At 48.2% G+C, this 14424-nt stretch carries 13 protein-coding genes and 1 riboswitch; of the genes, 2 read left to right on the top strand and 11 right to left on the bottom strand.

The features are described from left to right. Nucleotides 1–2: 2 nt before the first annotated feature. The 6 genes from WJQ40_RS00480 to WJQ40_RS00455 form a co-directional block, all read right to left on the bottom strand. Nucleotides 3–1181 carry a phosphoribosylaminoimidazolecarboxamide formyltransferase gene (locus WJQ40_RS00480; protein WP_337537541.1) on the bottom strand — a complete coding sequence of 393 codons (1179 nt, stop codon included), beginning with the start codon at nucleotides 1179–1181 and terminating at the stop codon, nucleotides 3–5. 28 nt (nucleotides 1182–1209) lie between these two features. Then, complete coding sequence (locus WJQ40_RS00475; protein ID WP_337537540.1) at nucleotides 1210–1923, bottom strand: IMP cyclohydrolase; 714 nt, start codon at nucleotides 1921–1923, stop codon at nucleotides 1210–1212. A 90-nt stretch (nucleotides 1924–2013) separates the two neighbouring features. Further along, a riboswitch (ZMP/ZTP riboswitch) is annotated at nucleotides 2014–2116 on the bottom strand. Between the two features lie 50 nt (nucleotides 2117–2166). Next, nucleotides 2167–3039 (bottom strand): methionyl aminopeptidase, encoded by an 873-nt coding sequence (locus WJQ40_RS00470; protein WP_337537539.1) that lies wholly within the window; start codon nucleotides 3037–3039, stop codon nucleotides 2167–2169. Nucleotides 3040–3070: 31 nt separating this feature from the next. Then, nucleotides 3071–3763 (bottom strand): ribulose-phosphate 3-epimerase, encoded by a 693-nt coding sequence (gene rpe / locus WJQ40_RS00465; protein WP_262572763.1) that lies wholly within the window; start codon nucleotides 3761–3763, stop codon nucleotides 3071–3073. 27 nt (nucleotides 3764–3790) lie between these two features. Continuing rightward, nucleotides 3791–4732: a transketolase family protein gene (locus WJQ40_RS00460; protein ID WP_118797199.1), complete on the bottom strand. Its 942-nt coding sequence runs from the start codon at nucleotides 4730–4732 to the stop codon at nucleotides 3791–3793. Further along, complete coding sequence (locus WJQ40_RS00455) at nucleotides 4732–5574, bottom strand: transketolase (RefSeq protein WP_118797198.1); 843 nt, start codon at nucleotides 5572–5574, stop codon at nucleotides 4732–4734. Before WJQ40_RS00455 ends, WJQ40_RS00460 begins: the two co-directional genes overlap by 1 nt. 176 nt (nucleotides 5575–5750) lie before the next feature. On the opposite strand from WJQ40_RS00455, the gene WJQ40_RS00450 reads away from it, so the two are divergent. Further along, nucleotides 5751–7574: a DUF885 domain-containing protein gene (locus WJQ40_RS00450; RefSeq protein ID WP_337537538.1), complete on the top strand. Its 1824-nt coding sequence runs from the start codon at nucleotides 5751–5753 to the stop codon at nucleotides 7572–7574. 60 nt (nucleotides 7575–7634) lie between these two features. Here the strand turns inward: WJQ40_RS00450 and WJQ40_RS00445 are convergent, their stop codons facing one another. Further along, nucleotides 7635–8090 (bottom strand): restriction endonuclease, encoded by a 456-nt coding sequence (locus WJQ40_RS00445; RefSeq protein ID WP_337404842.1) that lies wholly within the window; start codon nucleotides 8088–8090, stop codon nucleotides 7635–7637. A gap of 105 nt (nucleotides 8091–8195) precedes the next feature. Between WJQ40_RS00445 and WJQ40_RS00440 the strand changes: the two genes are divergently transcribed. Continuing rightward, nucleotides 8196–9143: an AEC family transporter gene (locus WJQ40_RS00440; protein WP_337537537.1), complete on the top strand. Its 948-nt coding sequence runs from the start codon at nucleotides 8196–8198 to the stop codon at nucleotides 9141–9143. A 192-nt stretch (nucleotides 9144–9335) separates the two neighbouring features. Here the strand turns inward: WJQ40_RS00440 and WJQ40_RS00435 are convergent, their stop codons facing one another. From WJQ40_RS00435 to WJQ40_RS00420, 4 genes are read right to left on the bottom strand one after another with little or no spacing between them, the layout of a single operon-like run. Next, the gene (locus WJQ40_RS00435; protein WP_337537536.1) at nucleotides 9336–9869 is read right to left on the bottom strand and encodes a nucleoside recognition domain-containing protein; all 534 of its coding nucleotides are present in this window, start codon (nucleotides 9867–9869) and stop codon (nucleotides 9336–9338) included. A gap of 49 nt (nucleotides 9870–9918) precedes the next feature. Then, nucleotides 9919–11643 (bottom strand): B12-binding domain-containing radical SAM protein, encoded by a 1725-nt coding sequence (locus tag WJQ40_RS00430; protein WP_337537535.1) that lies wholly within the window; start codon nucleotides 11641–11643, stop codon nucleotides 9919–9921. A gap of 1 nt (nucleotide 11644) precedes the next feature. Then, nucleotides 11645–13156 carry a UDP-glucose--hexose-1-phosphate uridylyltransferase gene (gene galT, locus WJQ40_RS00425; RefSeq protein WP_337404849.1) on the bottom strand — a complete coding sequence of 504 codons (1512 nt, stop codon included), beginning with the start codon at nucleotides 13154–13156 and terminating at the stop codon, nucleotides 11645–11647. Nucleotides 13157–13173: 17 nt separating this feature from the next. Further along, the gene (locus WJQ40_RS00420) at nucleotides 13174–14337 is read right to left on the bottom strand and encodes a galactokinase (protein WP_337537534.1); all 1164 of its coding nucleotides are present in this window, start codon (nucleotides 14335–14337) and stop codon (nucleotides 13174–13176) included. Nucleotides 14338–14424 lie beyond the last annotated feature (87 nt).

Genomic DNA, 14424 nt, shown 5'->3' with positions numbered 1-14424 from the left:
TTTTAATGGTGGAACAGGCGGATACCGGTAAATGCCATCACCATATCATACTTGTCGCAGCATTCGATCACTGCATCATCCCTGACGGAGCCGCCAGGCTGTACAATGTATTTCACGCCGCTCTTATGGGCACGCTCCACATTGTCAGAGAAAGGAAAGAATGCATCTGAGCCAACCGTTACACCGGTGAGACTGTCAAGCCATGCTCTCTTTTCCTCTCTGGTAAACTCTTCAGGCTTCTCCTTGAATACACGCTGCCATGCTCCCTCTGCAAGGACATCCATACATTCATCACCCATGTAAACATCAATCGCATTATCTCTGTCTGCCCTGCCAAGACCGTCCACAAACTTAAGGTTCATAACCTGGGGCGACTGACGCAGGAACCAGTTGTCTGCCTTCTGGCCTGCCAGCCTGGTACAATGGATCCTGGACTGCTGTCCCGCACCGATGCCAATGGCCTGTCCGTCCTTTACATAGCATACAGAATTGGACTGTGTATATTTCAGTGTGATCAGGGCAATCTTCATATCGATCACTGCCTGCTCAGGAAGCTCTTTATTCTTCGTTACGATATTGGAGAACAGCTCTTCGTTGATCACCAGTTCATTTCTTCCCTGTTCAAAGGTGATGCCATATACCTGTTTGCGTTCGATTGGTGCAGGCACATAGGATTCATCGATCTGGATCACATTGTAAGCACCCTTTTTCTTGGCCTTTAACAGCTCCAGTGCTTCCTCTGTATATCCCGGTGCGATCACACCGTCTGATACCTCTCTCTTGATCAGCCTTGCCGTGTCCACATCACAGACATCTGACAGTGCGATGAAATCACCAAAGGAGCTCATACGGTCTGCACCTCTTGCTCTCGCATATGCACAGGCAAGGGGAGAAAGCTCTCCAAGGTCATCCACCCAGTAGATCTTTGCAAGAGTGTCTGACAGCGGAAGTCCTACTGCTGCCCCTGCAGGAGATACATGCTTAAAGGAAGTAGCTGCCGGAAGTCCTGTGGCTGCCTTCAGTTCCTTTACAAGCTGCCAGCCGTTAAAGGCATCCAGAAAGTTGATGTAGCCGGGTCTGCCGTTTAAAACGGTAACCGGAAGCTCACTGCCATCCTCCATGAAGATACGGGACGGCTTCTGATTCGGGTTGCATCCATATTTTAACTGAATTTCTTTCATCGTATTTCTCCCTTCGTAAGACAGCTCTCTATTTATTTTTGTTCATGATTCTGGTGGTATATCTGCCGGTCTCAATCTCGATATAACGGACAAACAGGGATACCTTGTTGTCCTCATTCAGGCTCTCCCATAGCATATCTGTGAAAGCATCCATATCATCCGGGATTGCTACCAGCTTTGGTTCTCCTTCAAAGCTGGGAAGGGGATTGCCATCATGCATATAGGTATGGATAAAATGTCCCTCTCCTGCTGCCGGATTCTCATAGGCAAAGGTATATCTGTTACAGCTGTCCGAATTACCGTTGTTGCTCTTCAAAATGGACATCGCATAGTTGTAGCCGCCGTTCTCAATGTGAATGATGCCGGAAATACGAGGGGTATAATTAGGACCGTCCGGCTCGAATTCCCTGCTCCTTAAGGACTGCTCAAAGGTAAGCTGCTTATCCATTCCTTCATAAATGGTATCTGTCTGGTCTCCGTTTGTTACAATCGTCTTATTCCCGAGTACTCTGACTGGCGCATAGATGATCAGACTGGGATCCTCCAGCTTGGATGGGTCAAATGCCTGTGTACGGATGCCTTCTCCGTCCTCAACAAAAACCCTGTTCCTGCTGTTGGTGCTTCTTCCCATGATAAAATAGGCTGTGACTGCATATCTGCCATTGGCTGATTTCCCGATCACGATGCCTCTGCCGGGATATGCATTGTTCTGTAATTCTTCCTTCAGTGACAGTTGTTTCATGGTTATCCTCCTTGTTTTGAGTTTCAAATGGTCTGCATGATCATTTTCACATGCATGGTAATGAAAGAACCGCCTGAGCGGCACTTCAAAAGTGTTCGCCCAGGCGGTCGGCATTTTATTTATTACCACGCTTCCCGTGAGTACTCTCACAACAGTTTTTGACTCCTGTCTTCCGCCAGTTGCGCAGTCCGTTACTATATTTATAGTATCACGTTTTCACAGGGGTTGGCAAGCGGATTTCAATTAATAGGTTAGTACTTCATGCCCAGTTTCTGTAACAGCAACCGTAATCTCCCACTGGGCTGACGGCTTGCCGTCTTCTGTATAGACAGTCCAGCCATCTTTATCATCTACACAAACCTCACAGGTTCCCATATTGACCATAGGCTCAATGGTAAATACCATACCGGGAACCATCAGCATTTCTGTACCCTTCCTGGTAACATAGCTGACAAAGGGCTCCTCATGGAATTCAAGTCCAACGCCATGTCCACCGATGTCTACCACCACGCTGTAGCCATTTGCCTTTGCATGGTCATTGATCACCTGAGCCATGTCTCCAAGGAAGTTCCAGGGCTTTACCTGTTCAAGGCCAAGCTCCACGCACTCCTTCGTTACCTGCACCAGCTTTTTCTTTTCCTCACTGACCTCTCCAATGCAGAACATTCTGGAGGAATCGGAGAAGTAACCTTTATATATGGTAGAAACATCTACGTTGACGATCTCCCCCTCCTTCAGGATCCTATCAGGGGAGGGGATTCCGTGACATACCACTTCATCAATAGATGTGCAGACACTCTTCGGAAAGCCTTCATAATTCAAAGGCGCGGGAATACCGCCCATCCTTGTTGTCACATCATAGACCAGTCTGTCGATCTCTTCTGTGCTGACACCCGGCTTTATCATCTTCGCCACTTCATCCAGTACTGCAATATTGATCACACTGCTGTCACGGATTCCCTGGATCTGTTCCGGTGTTTTCAGGATATCGTGTGTCGGGACGATATGCCCCTGCAATGCGTAATGATGGATCTTTTCATCGAGTGCCATGTGACAGTTCTTGTACTTCTTACCGCTGCCGCACCAGCACATGTCATTTCTTCCCAGTTTTTCCATATATCCTCGGTTCCAGACCTTCTAACAGGCCTTATTCAGTAACCGGCTTTCCGGCCTCTTCTTCACATTCATGGAATGCCTCCATGAAGTGTGCGATATTCTCACTGATGCTTCTCTTCTTGAATACTGCTGATCCTGCTACACAGATATCAGCTCCTGCCCTCAGAACTTCCCGTACATTTTTCTTGCCGATACCGCCATCTACCTCTATTTTCACCGGAAGGCAGTGGCTGTTAATATATTTACGAAGCTCTGCAATACGCCCATAGGCCTCATCCATAAAGGCCTGTCCGCCAAATCCCGGCTCTACACTCATAATGAGGACAGTATCCAGCTTTGGCAGATAAGGATACACCTCTTCCAGTGGCGTGGAGGGTTTTATGGAAAGTCCCGCCTTTAGTCCCAGGGAATGGATCCTGTCAATGACCTCATCCACATGGTCTGCCGCCTCTAAATGGAATGTGATGCCGTCCGCACCACATTCCGCAAAGTCTTTAATATAACGAATAGGATCTGTAATCATCAGATGTACATCAAAAAACTGGGTGGTTGCACTTCTGATCGAAGCAATCAGCGGCATACCAAAGGAAATACTAGGTACAAACATACCGTCCATAACATCAATATGCAGATAATTCACACCTGCTTTCTGTATCTCCCTGATCTGTTCTCCCAGTATTGTAAAATCCGCTGCAAGCAGGGATGGTGCCAAAATGTACATAATTATTCTATCTCCAGATTCTTTATCCCTTTATTTCAGAAAATCACTGATCTGCCCATAAATGCCCTTGCCATCCAGCTTGTACTTCTCAAGCAGTGCAGAAGCAGATCCTGACTCACCAAAGCAATCCTGCATACCAATCTTCATTACCGGTACCGGATAGCTCTTGCAGAGTGCATCACAGACAGCGCTGCCAAGTCCGCCGATCACAGAATGCTCTTCCGCAGTCACAACCTTGCCGGTCTTCTTTGCAGACCTGATGATCAGTTCCTCGTCAAGAGGCTTGATCGTGCAGATATTGATGACCTCTGCGCTGATGCCATCAGCTGCCAGCATCTCTGCTGCTTCCAGTGCATTACCTACACAGATACCAGTGGCAACGATGGTCAGGTCACTTCCTTCTCTGACTACGGTTCCCTTGCCGATCTCGAATTTGTAATCAGGCCTGTCATTGATCACCGGACATGCTGCACGTCCAAAGCGGAGATAAACAGGACCTTCATGCTCAACAGCTGCCCTTACTGCTGCCTTGGCTTCAATATCATCTGCCGGGCACATAACTACCATTCCGGGAATGGTTCTCATCAGGGCGATATCCTCATTACACTGATGAGTCGCACCATCCTCTCCTACAGTGATCCCTGCATGGGTTGCACCGATCTTTACATTCAGATGAGGATAGCCGATAGAATTTCTTACCTGCTCAAAGGCTCTGCCTGCCGCAAACATAGCAAAGCTGCTGGCGAAGGGAATCTTACCCATGGTAGCCAGTCCCGCTGCAATTCCCATCATATTACATTCTGCAATACCACAATCAATATGCCTGTCCGGATACGCTTTCTTAAATACGCCTGTCTTGGTCGCTGCTGCAAGATCTGCGTCAAGCACAACAAGTTCCGGATATTCTGCTCCCAGCTCTACCAGCGCATTGCCGTAGCTTTCTCTGGTCGCGATCTTCTTTACCTCTGCCATTATGCTTCCTCCTTCTTCAGCTCTTCGCTGATCTTCTCAAGATCTGCCATTGCGATAGCATACTCTTCATCGTTAGGCGCCTTGCCATGCCAGCCTGCCTGTCCTTCCATGAAGGAAACACCCTTGCCCTTGATGCTGTGGGCAATGATTGCTGTTGGCATACCCTTGGTCTCTCTTGCTTCCTTGAAGGCCGCGCGAAGGGCATCAAAATCGTGGGCATCCACATTGATCACATGGAAGTTGAAAGCCTTGAACTTTTCATCGATCGGATAAGGAGAACATACCTGATCTACTGCTCCGTCGATCTGCAGTCCGTTATTATCTACGATCACTACCAGGTTGTCCAGCTTACGGAATCCGGCAAACATGGATGCCTCCCATACCTGTCCCTCCTGGATCTCACCATCTCCAAGGAGTGTATATACTCTGACATCACTCTGATCCAGCTTGGCACCAAGTGCCATTCCTGTTGCTGCGGAAATACCCTGCCCAAGAGATCCGCTTGACATATCCACACCGGGAATATGCTGCATACAGGGATGTCCCTGCAGATAGGAACCCAGCTTTCTCAGGGTCTTGAGATCCTCAACCGGGAAATATCCTCTGTGCGCCAGTGCAGAGTAAAGTCCGGGGGCTGTATGTCCCTTGGACAGTACAAACCGGTCTCTGTCTGCTTTCCCCGGATCAGCAGGATCAATATTCATTTCTTCAAAATACAGATACGTAAAAATATCTGCTGCAGACAGGGATCCACCAGGATGACCTGCCTTTGCGCTGTGGACAGCCGTTACGATGCCCTTACGCACTTCATTGGCCATTTTCTTTAGCTCCAGATTATTCATGCTTACCTCCGTTTACCCGAAAAAACATTTTTTTAACCTTTTTTATTCTATCATATTGCCATACTTCCGTCTACGTTAATTGTTGCTCTGATTTTCCCATTAACAGGGCATTTTTACAGCATTTTCCCTTACCGCACCGCATATAATGGATAGAAGTCCTCTTTAGGGAGTTTTCCTTGAAATATCATTTCTTCCGTCCAAAAAAATATCTTGTTCCCGTTATGCTCCTCCTGCTCGTACTCCTTGCCGGCAGCTTTTTGGTTTTCCGCAGTGATTCCCTTCTTTTCCGTCTGTATTCATCAAAGCTGTTTCATACGGAGCTGTCCGGCAACACTCTTACTCTTCATTACCTGATCGCTGATCCTTCCACCTATGGTTTGAATGAAGATCCCGTTCTTCCTGTTTACTCCGGTGCAGAAGAAGACCGGGAAAAGGAGACTGCCTCCCTGAAAAATGCACTGTCCGTGCTTTCCAGGATCTCAACGGACCACCTCTCTTCCGAGGATGCCTATACCTGTCTGCTAACAGAACGCTATCTGCAGTCCCAGCTGAAAGCCACCGCCTTCCCTTATTATCCGGAGCCCTTTTCCCCTGGAAGCGGGATCCAGAACAGCTTTCCTTCCCTTCTTGCCGACTATGCCTTCCGCAGCAGAAAGGATGTGGAGGATTATCTTTCCCTGCTGGAACAGTCCGGTGATTACCTTGACGGTCTCCTTCTCTATGAAAAGGAGAAAGCAGAAGCCGGTCTGTTCATGTCACATGCAGCCGCAGATAAGGTCATAAAGCAGTGCAGTACCATTCTTCCGGAAGATGCCCTCGATGGCTCTCATTTTCTTCAGAAGACATTTGAAGAAAAGGTTTCCCTTCTCGTAAAAGATGGCAGTATAAGTGAAGAAGACGGGAAAGTGTTCTGTGCCAGAAATGACAGCCTGCTCCAGTCCGTCCTTGCCCCCACCTACGTGAGAATGGCTGACACCTTTACTTCCTTCCGGAAATATGGCCACACACCAGCCGGACTGTCCAGCCTTCCTGACGGAAAAGCTTACTATGAGTATCTTCTTTCTGCCACTACAGGCAGTAACCGTCCCATATCCGAAACCAAGCTTCTTCTCTACGAAGACTATGAGAATAATTATAATGCCCTGATTTCACTCCTTACAAAATATCCTGAGATCGGTGACAGTGAGCTGACTGCTTCCCTGGATCTTTCCCTGTCCTCCGCCTCCGGTGCCCTAAAGCAGCTCCATGAACGGATCCAGAAGGATTTTCCTGTCCCCTGTGCTTCCGATCCACTCTCTCCTGTATCTGTCGTACTGAAAACGGTTCCTTCCTCCATGGAGGAATACACCAGCCCTGCCTACTACCTGATCTCCCCGATTGATGACTGGAGCACTCAGACGATCTGTCTGAACAGAAGCAATTTCCATGATAACCTGTCCCTTTACACCACCCTGGCCCATGAAGGCTATCCCGGGCATCTCTACCAGACTATTTACAGCAGACAGTATCTTGGAAAAATGGAAACACCGGCTCTCCGGTATCTTCTCCACTACGGCGGCTACACCGAGGGCTGGGCCTACTATGCGGAAAATCTCTCTTATGACTATGCCAGGGAAATGGCTGTGCACAATCCCCATGCTGCCGCTTACTACGAGGCCTGCCGGTTAAACCGTAATCTCCACCTCGGGCTCTACTCGCTTCTTGATATCGCCATCCATTATGATGGAGCTTCGAAAGAGCAGGTTGCCGGGATCCTTAAGACCATCGGCATCACTGATCCTTCTTCTGTAGATTCCGTTTATGCTTATCTGACAGAGGAGCCCTGCAGCTATCCCAAGTACTATGTGGGCTATCTGGAAATCCTGAAGCTGAAGGAAGAAGCCATGGTGCTGTGGGAAAAGGACTTTTCCCTGTACCGGTTCCACCAGTTCCTGCTGGAAATGGGGCCTGCAGATTTCCAGTCACTGAGGGAGGCGCTGCCCCTGTATGCGGTCTCCTGACTTTTGTGGAAAGTCACCACGCAGCATATGGCTGCAGCTGTACGGCGCAGGCCGCCGGACTCAGTTTTCCTCCAGCATACCTTCGATATAGCCACCGTCCCAGAGCAGAATCTTCAGCTTCTTCGCCGCCTCTACCGCCGGTGTCGTGAAGTACTGATTGGTCATGACCGCTCCTACCATCCGGTCATAATAATCTCTTCCCGCATAGGCCTCCTGGATGGCCTTGACCCCTACCGGTGCCGTATAACGCTTGCACTGGATCGCATAGGTCACCCCATCCTTCTGTGCCAGAATATCAATGCCATAATCTCCGCTCCCCTTCGTCACCTCAACCTCGGTAAAGCCCCTGTCAGCCAGAAGGTCTGCGCAGAAATATTCAAATTCATGTCCCTCCATGTCCTCAAAGACATCCGGGGACTTTTTCTTTCTTTTCACAAAAAATACCAGAAGCACGATCAATAATATGATCCCGGCTCCGGCACCCGCTATCCACAGCATTCCATTTATTGTCGCCATGTTGTCCACATCCTTTCCTCCAATTGACAAAACAGCCAAACCGCCTTACAATCGTTTCAGCTTCGACAATACAGCTGCGCAAAGAAGCAATATAAAGGAGTACTTATGGAAAATCTGATATTCAGCCTGAATGCAACTATCCCTATTTTTCTGCTTATGGTCTTTGGCTACATCCTGCAGCAGATCCACTTTCTGGATGCCTCCTTCGTAAAGACCTTAAACTCCTTCAACTTCAAGGTGACGCTTCCCTTCCTGCTCTTCCGCGATATCGCTTCCTCGGATTTCTCTGAGGTCTGGGATACCCGTTATGTCCTGTTCTGCTTCTTCGCCACCTTATTCTGTATTGCCTTTACCTGGATTATAACAGCTTGCCTGTCCCATAGAAAGGACTTGGTTGGAGAATTTGTACAGGCTTCCTACCGGAGCAGTGCCGCTGTCCTTGGAATCGCCTTTATCCAGAATATTTACGGAGATGCCAAAATGGCTCCCCTCATGATCATCGGCACGGTGCCTCTTTATAATGTAGCTGCCGTTATCATTCTTTCCCTGACTGCAGAAGGAAATGGCGGCTTATCCCCTGCCGCCCTGAAGAAGTCACTGAAGGGCATCCTGACAAACCCCATTATCCTCAGCATCGCCGCCGGCATGATCTTTTCCCTGCTTCCCATCTCTATGCCCGTGATTGCAGAAAAGACGGTAAATAATATCGCTGTTCTGGCAACACCGCTTGCCCTGATCGGCCTTGGTGCCGGCTTTGAGGGCAAAAAAGCGCTGGCTGAAATTAAGCCAACGCTGATCTGTTCTGCTATGAAATTATTACTCTGGCCGATCATCTTTCTTCCGATCGCCGCCTATATGGGCTTCACCAGTGAGAAGCTTGTGGGTATCCTCGTGATGCTCGGCTCCCCCACTACCGTAAGCTGCTACATCATGTCCAAAAATATGGGACATGAGGGAGTCCTGACCTCCAGTGTAGTGGTCACCACAACCTTTTTCAGCTCCGTGACCCTGACACTGTTTCTGTATCTCATCAAGAGCTTTGGACTGATCTGATCCTCAAGCTGCTCCTGACAATATGTTTCTACCGGCGTCAGAAACATACCTGCTGTTTCTATCTGCGTTGTCACATATGTATATTTTATTACTTTATTTTCTGTCTCATATCTCTTTACTCTTTGATCAGGTCTCCAATATTACTTATTTCAAAGATACTCTTTTTTGGCTCATTCGTATTCTCTCCATTTTTCATCCACTGATCACCCCTGCGATCACCACGCTCGCTATGATCCCGGAAAGCGTGGCAAGCAGTGCTCCCGGCAGCGTATATCTGGTCTTCGTGACCTTCGCCGCCAGGAAATAAACGCTCATTGTATAAAAAATCGTTTCCGTACAGCTCATCATGATCGAAGTGACAAGCCCGATATAGGAATCTGTCCCGTAATTCTTGAAAATATCCAGCACCAGCCCGGTAGCGGCCGAAGAAGAAAACATCCTGATAAAGGAAAGCGGCAGGAGCTGTGCCGGAAAGTGCAGATATTCTGAGACCGGCAGGAACAGCTCCTCCAGGAAATCAAGAAAGCCGGAAGATCGGAGTACTCCCACTGCGATCATCAGTGCCACCAGTGTCGGCATGATCCCCACCACGGTTTTCAGCCCTTCCTTCGCCCCTTTTACAAAATCCTCATATATCTTACAGTGACTGGCAAGTCCGTAAGCAATAATATAAAAGACCAGCGCCGGGATGATCATATTCGACAGATTGGTAAGCACAAATGCCATATAAAGGCTCCTGATAGGCTGATTCCTTATCAGTATATGCCGGGTTCCTTCAGATCAGCACCGTTCTGGCATCTCCGGTGAGCGGATTTCGTTTCTCATAATCAAACAGCAGGAAGCCCGGCTTCTCCCACCTTTCGCAGATCTTCTCCGGACAGTTCTCCCACACCGGATAAAAGAAAGCTTCCATATGGGTCATTTTCATCACCTGTTTAGCATGATAGCCCTCATATCCCGTAAGGATCTCCGGCTCCTTCTCTTCCTTTTCATAGAAATCCGCCATTTCCCTGTAATAACAGGTCTGATCAGCCGCAAAGGATGGCCTGCTCTTGGCATTTTCCCGAAGATAATAGTCGCAGGTCAGAAGCTCTGTATAAAGGTCTGCTTTTTCCGGCTCCCTTTCCATGGCAAAATCAAGAAGCACCTGATAGCGGTAGCTCCTTGCCGGTGTATTAATAAAATAGCCCTTTTCCTCGTAGTAATCTGCGAGCCTGGAATACATCTGAAAAGGCCCGGAAAAAGCCTGTTCCAGCACCAGCAGTGTTTTCCGGAACTGATTGGAATTGTAATAAAGCTCTACCATTTCCTCGATCCGTTTGAGCCGCAGGATCTCGTCAAAGCTGAGCCACTTCGTATAAAGCACCTCATAAGGCGGTGTACTCTGATAGACGATCCCGTACTGCTCCGTCATGTGATACATGGGCGAGCCCTTCAGCACCTTCAGGAATCCAAGCTGAAGCTGCTCCGGCTTCATGGCATAGACCTCATCAAAAGAGCGCCCAAAGCTTTCATAATCTTCATAGGGCAGTCCGGCGATCAGATCCAGATGGATATGGATATTGCCAGGCTCCCGGAGCCTTGCGACCACTCCGGCGATATGTCTCGTATCCGCATACCTGTTGATCTCATGAAGTGTCTTATCATTAGTCGTCTGAATACCGATCTCAAGCTGCACAAGCCCTGGCCGCATCGCAGCAAGTGCTGCAAGCTGCTCTTCATTCATGATATCTGCAGCCACCTCAAAGTGGAAATTTGTGACACCATTGTCATGTTCCCTGATATAATTCCAGATGAAAAGGGCATGCTCCCGGTTACAGTTAAAGGTTCTGTCCACAAACTTTACCTGCGGTACCTTCTTTGCAAGAAAATAAGAAAGCTCCTGCTCCACTTTTTCATGACTCCTGAGGCGCACCTTTCTTTCTATGGAAGAAAGACAGTAGGTACACTGGAACGGACAGCCTCTTGAGGTTTCATAATACAGGATCCTGTTCTCATATTCCTGCAGATCGGTATACAAAAAAGGAAGCTCATCCATCGACAGCTCCCTTCTGCTTCCTGTAAATCCGTCTGGCAGAAGTAATCCCTTTACTCCATGATAATCCTTCTCATCCCTGTAGCAGGAGAGCAGCTCACGGAAGGTTTCCTCTCCTTCTCCTGTCATGATCCCTGTCACATAAGGAAACTGCGCAAGCACTTCATCTCCCTCAAAAGAAACCTCCGGTCCTCCAAGCCAGATATCCCGGCCGGGCAGTACCTTGTGGATCTCCGGTAAAAGCTCCTGCACCATCCTGAAATTCCAGATATAGCAGGAGATGCCGACCGCATCCGGCCTTCTCCTGTAAATATCGGAAAGGATCTGCTCCTTCAGATGATTGATCGTATACTCCGCCAGTTCAACGGTATTTTGATATTCTTTCCCTGCATACAGCTTCAGATAATGAATGGCAGGGTTGGAATGGATATATTTGGAATTAATTCCAACCAGTAAAAATTTCATATTACAGACTCTTGATAAACCGGTCGAATGCCTCCTGTCCCTCTGCAGTCCTCTTATAAACGCCTGCATCCTCAAGAACCTGCATGAACACCAGACCGATTTCCTTTTCTATGACAGTATCGATATTTTCCTCATCTATCTTATCATACTTTGCAGAAAATTCCTCTACCCAGTCTGCATGTTTTGCAAGAACCTCATCCTTACGGATATCCTTTCCTGTCAGCACAGCTTCCTTTAAGGCTTCCATCTCACCCTTCAGCCTTGCCGGAAGTACGGCAACTCCCATCACCTCGATCAGACCGATATTTTCCTTCTTGATGTGATGCAGCTTTGCATGGGGATGATACACACCAAGAGGATGCTCCTCTGTGGTAATGTTATTGCGGAGTACCAGATCCAGCTCATATCTGTCATCTCTCTTTCTGGCAATGGGTGTGATCGTATTGTGCTTCTCTCCGTCTGTCTCTGCAAAGATAAAGGCTGCCTCATCGCTGTAGCCTCTCCAGGCATCCAGGATCTTATCTGCCAGTGCAATGATCCTCTCTGTATCCTCTCCGGAAAGGCGGATCACGGACATGGGCCACTTCACAACGCCTGCTGCCACATCCTCAAAGCCGGGAACGGTAAAGCTTCTCTCCACACCAGCTCTTGCCATGGCAAACTCATAATGACCGCCCTGGAAATGGTCATGGCTTAAAATAGAGCCTCCCACGATCGGCAGATCCGCGTTGGAGCCAAGGATATAATGCGGGAACTGCTTCACAAAATCAAACAGCTTGCAGAAGGTATTGTGATCGATCTTCATCGGCACATGCTGTCCGTTAAATACGATGCAGTGCTCATTGTAATATACATAAGGAGAATACTGGAATCCCCACTCACTTCCCTGAATAGTGATCGGGATGATCCTGTGGTTCTGTCTGGCCGGATGGTTCAGTCTGCCTGCATAGCCTTCATTTTCGCGGCAGAGCTGACACTTCGGATAGCTTGACTGCTTCGCATTCCTGGCTGCTGCAATAGCCCTTGGATCCTTCTCCGGCTTGGAGAGGTTGATCGTAATATCCAGATCTCCATATTCTGTAGAGGCGATCCACTTTTTATCTTTCCTGATACGGTATCTGCGGATATAGTCCGTATCACAGCTGAATTTGTAATAATATTCAGTAGCCTTCTTCGGGTTCTCTGCATAGAGTGCGCGGAAGGTGCGGATCACTTCACTCGGTCTTGCGACCAGCATACCCATGATCTTCGTATCAAACAGATCCCGGTAAACCACACTGTTTTCTTCCATCAATCCTGCTTCATATGCATAATCCAGCATTTCGGCAAGGATCCCCTCCAGATCTTCTACAGAAACGCATACCTCTTCCTCACTGTCATCGATCTCCTGCAGCTGAAAAAGCTCTAACAGTCTGTTGATTGTATAGATTTTGTCCTCCTCCGGCACAAGTCCGGTCAGGATCCCATATGCTGTCAGCTTCCTGATATTGTCAAAAATCTTTTTCTGTTCCATTTCTTATCTCCCCTGCCTTATAAAATTACCGGACCGTCTCCGATCTCTACTACATAAAAGTCTGCTGCATAGCCGATCTTTGCAAGGTAGGCATCACCGACCTGTTTCTTAAAGGTATCGATCGCGTCATCCTCTACGATACTTACAGTACAGCCGCCAAAGCCTGCACCCGTCATACGGGATCCGATCACACCTGGCACCTTCCATGCTGCCTCAACCAGCGCATCAAGCTCGATACCGGTTACCTCATAGTCATCACGAAGAGAAACATGAGAAGCATTCATAAGCTGTCCAAACTGTGCGATATCATTGGCCTCCAGTGCCTTTACTGCCTTCAGCGTTCTCTGGTTCTCATAAACTGCATGCTTTGCCCTTCTGACCCTTGTTTCGTCCTTGATCGCAGACTTATATTCTTCAAACTGCTCTTCACTCAGCTCGCCAAGGCTCTTGATATCTACTACCTTCTGCAGCTCTGCCAGTGCTGTTTCGCACTCGCTTCTTCTTTCATTGTACTTGGAATCCCCAAGTCCTCTCTTCTTGTTGCTGCAGGCGATCACGATCTTCGCATTCTGTAATTTCACCGGCACATAGGCATAGGAAAGATCAGCTGTATCAAGGAAGATCGCATGCTCCTTCTTACCCATGGCGATAGCAAACTGATCCATGATGCCGCAGTTGACACCGTTGAATTTATTCTCAGAGAACCGGCCGATCAGTGCCAGATCCTGATTGCTTACCTGGAAACCGAAGAAATCACGCAGGATCGCTCCTGTCAGCACCTCTACGGATGCAGAGGAAGAAAGTCCGGATCCATTGGGAATATTACCATTTAACAGAATGTCCATCCCCTGCGGGATCTCAAAGCCTCTCTCCCCGAATGCCCACATAACACCCTTCGGATAGTTGGTCCAGTCTGCCTCCTTCTCCGGCTTCAGACCGTCAAGGGAAGACTCGATCACACCAAGCTGTTCAAAATTCATAGAATAGAAACGGAGTCTTCTGTCATTTCTCACCCTGGCGGCGGCATAGGTCCCGATCGTCAGTGCACAGGGAAAAACATGACCTCCGTTATAGTCTGTATGTTCTCCAATCAGATTTACACGTCCCGGTGCAAAAAACACCTTCACGCCATCTGTATCCCCAAATACTTTTCCAAATTCCTTTAAAACTGTTTCTTTCATTGCCAACCCTCCATTCACCTTTGTACCCTTATGGTAAATTAATACCAACAAAAAAAACAGACAGGTTTGTTATACAAACCTGTCAAA

Source organism: Suilimivivens sp., from assembly GCF_037359455.1.
Taxonomy (GTDB): domain Bacteria; phylum Bacillota; class Clostridia; order Lachnospirales; family Lachnospiraceae; genus Suilimivivens; species Suilimivivens aceti.
Note: the sequence above shows the minus strand (reverse complement) of the source record. Positions and strands in the feature narration are given on the sequence as shown.

Coding starts and splice junctions, on each gene's coding strand:
- WJQ40_RS00435 (WP_337537536.1), bottom strand. CDS start 9,869: ATGGCATTTGTGCTTACCAATCTGTCGAATATGATCATCCCGGCGCTG.
- WJQ40_RS00420 (WP_337537534.1), bottom strand. CDS start 14,337: ATGAAAGAAACAGTTTTAAAGGAATTTGGAAAAGTATTTGGGGATACA.
- WJQ40_RS00455 (WP_118797198.1), bottom strand. CDS start 5,574: ATGAATAATCTGGAGCTAAAGAAAATGGCCAATGAAGTGCGTAAGGGC.
- galT (WP_337404849.1), bottom strand. CDS start 13,156: ATGGAACAGAAAAAGATTTTTGACAATATCAGGAAGCTGACAGCATAT.
- WJQ40_RS00470 (WP_337537539.1), bottom strand. CDS start 3,039: ATGGAAAAACTGGGAAGAAATGACATGTGCTGGTGCGGCAGCGGTAAG.
- WJQ40_RS00475 (WP_337537540.1), bottom strand. CDS start 1,923: ATGAAACAACTGTCACTGAAGGAAGAATTACAGAACAATGCATATCCC.
- WJQ40_RS00445 (WP_337404842.1), bottom strand. CDS start 8,090: ATGGCGACAATAAATGGAATGCTGTGGATAGCGGGTGCCGGAGCCGGG.
- WJQ40_RS00440 (WP_337537537.1), top strand. CDS start 8,196: ATGGAAAATCTGATATTCAGCCTGAATGCAACTATCCCTATTTTTCTG.
- WJQ40_RS00460 (WP_118797199.1), bottom strand. CDS start 4,732: ATGGCAGAGGTAAAGAAGATCGCGACCAGAGAAAGCTACGGCAATGCG.
- WJQ40_RS00430 (WP_337537535.1), bottom strand. CDS start 11,643: ATGAAATTTTTACTGGTTGGAATTAATTCCAAATATATCCATTCCAAC.
- WJQ40_RS00480 (WP_337537541.1), bottom strand. CDS start 1,181: ATGAAAGAAATTCAGTTAAAATATGGATGCAACCCGAATCAGAAGCCG.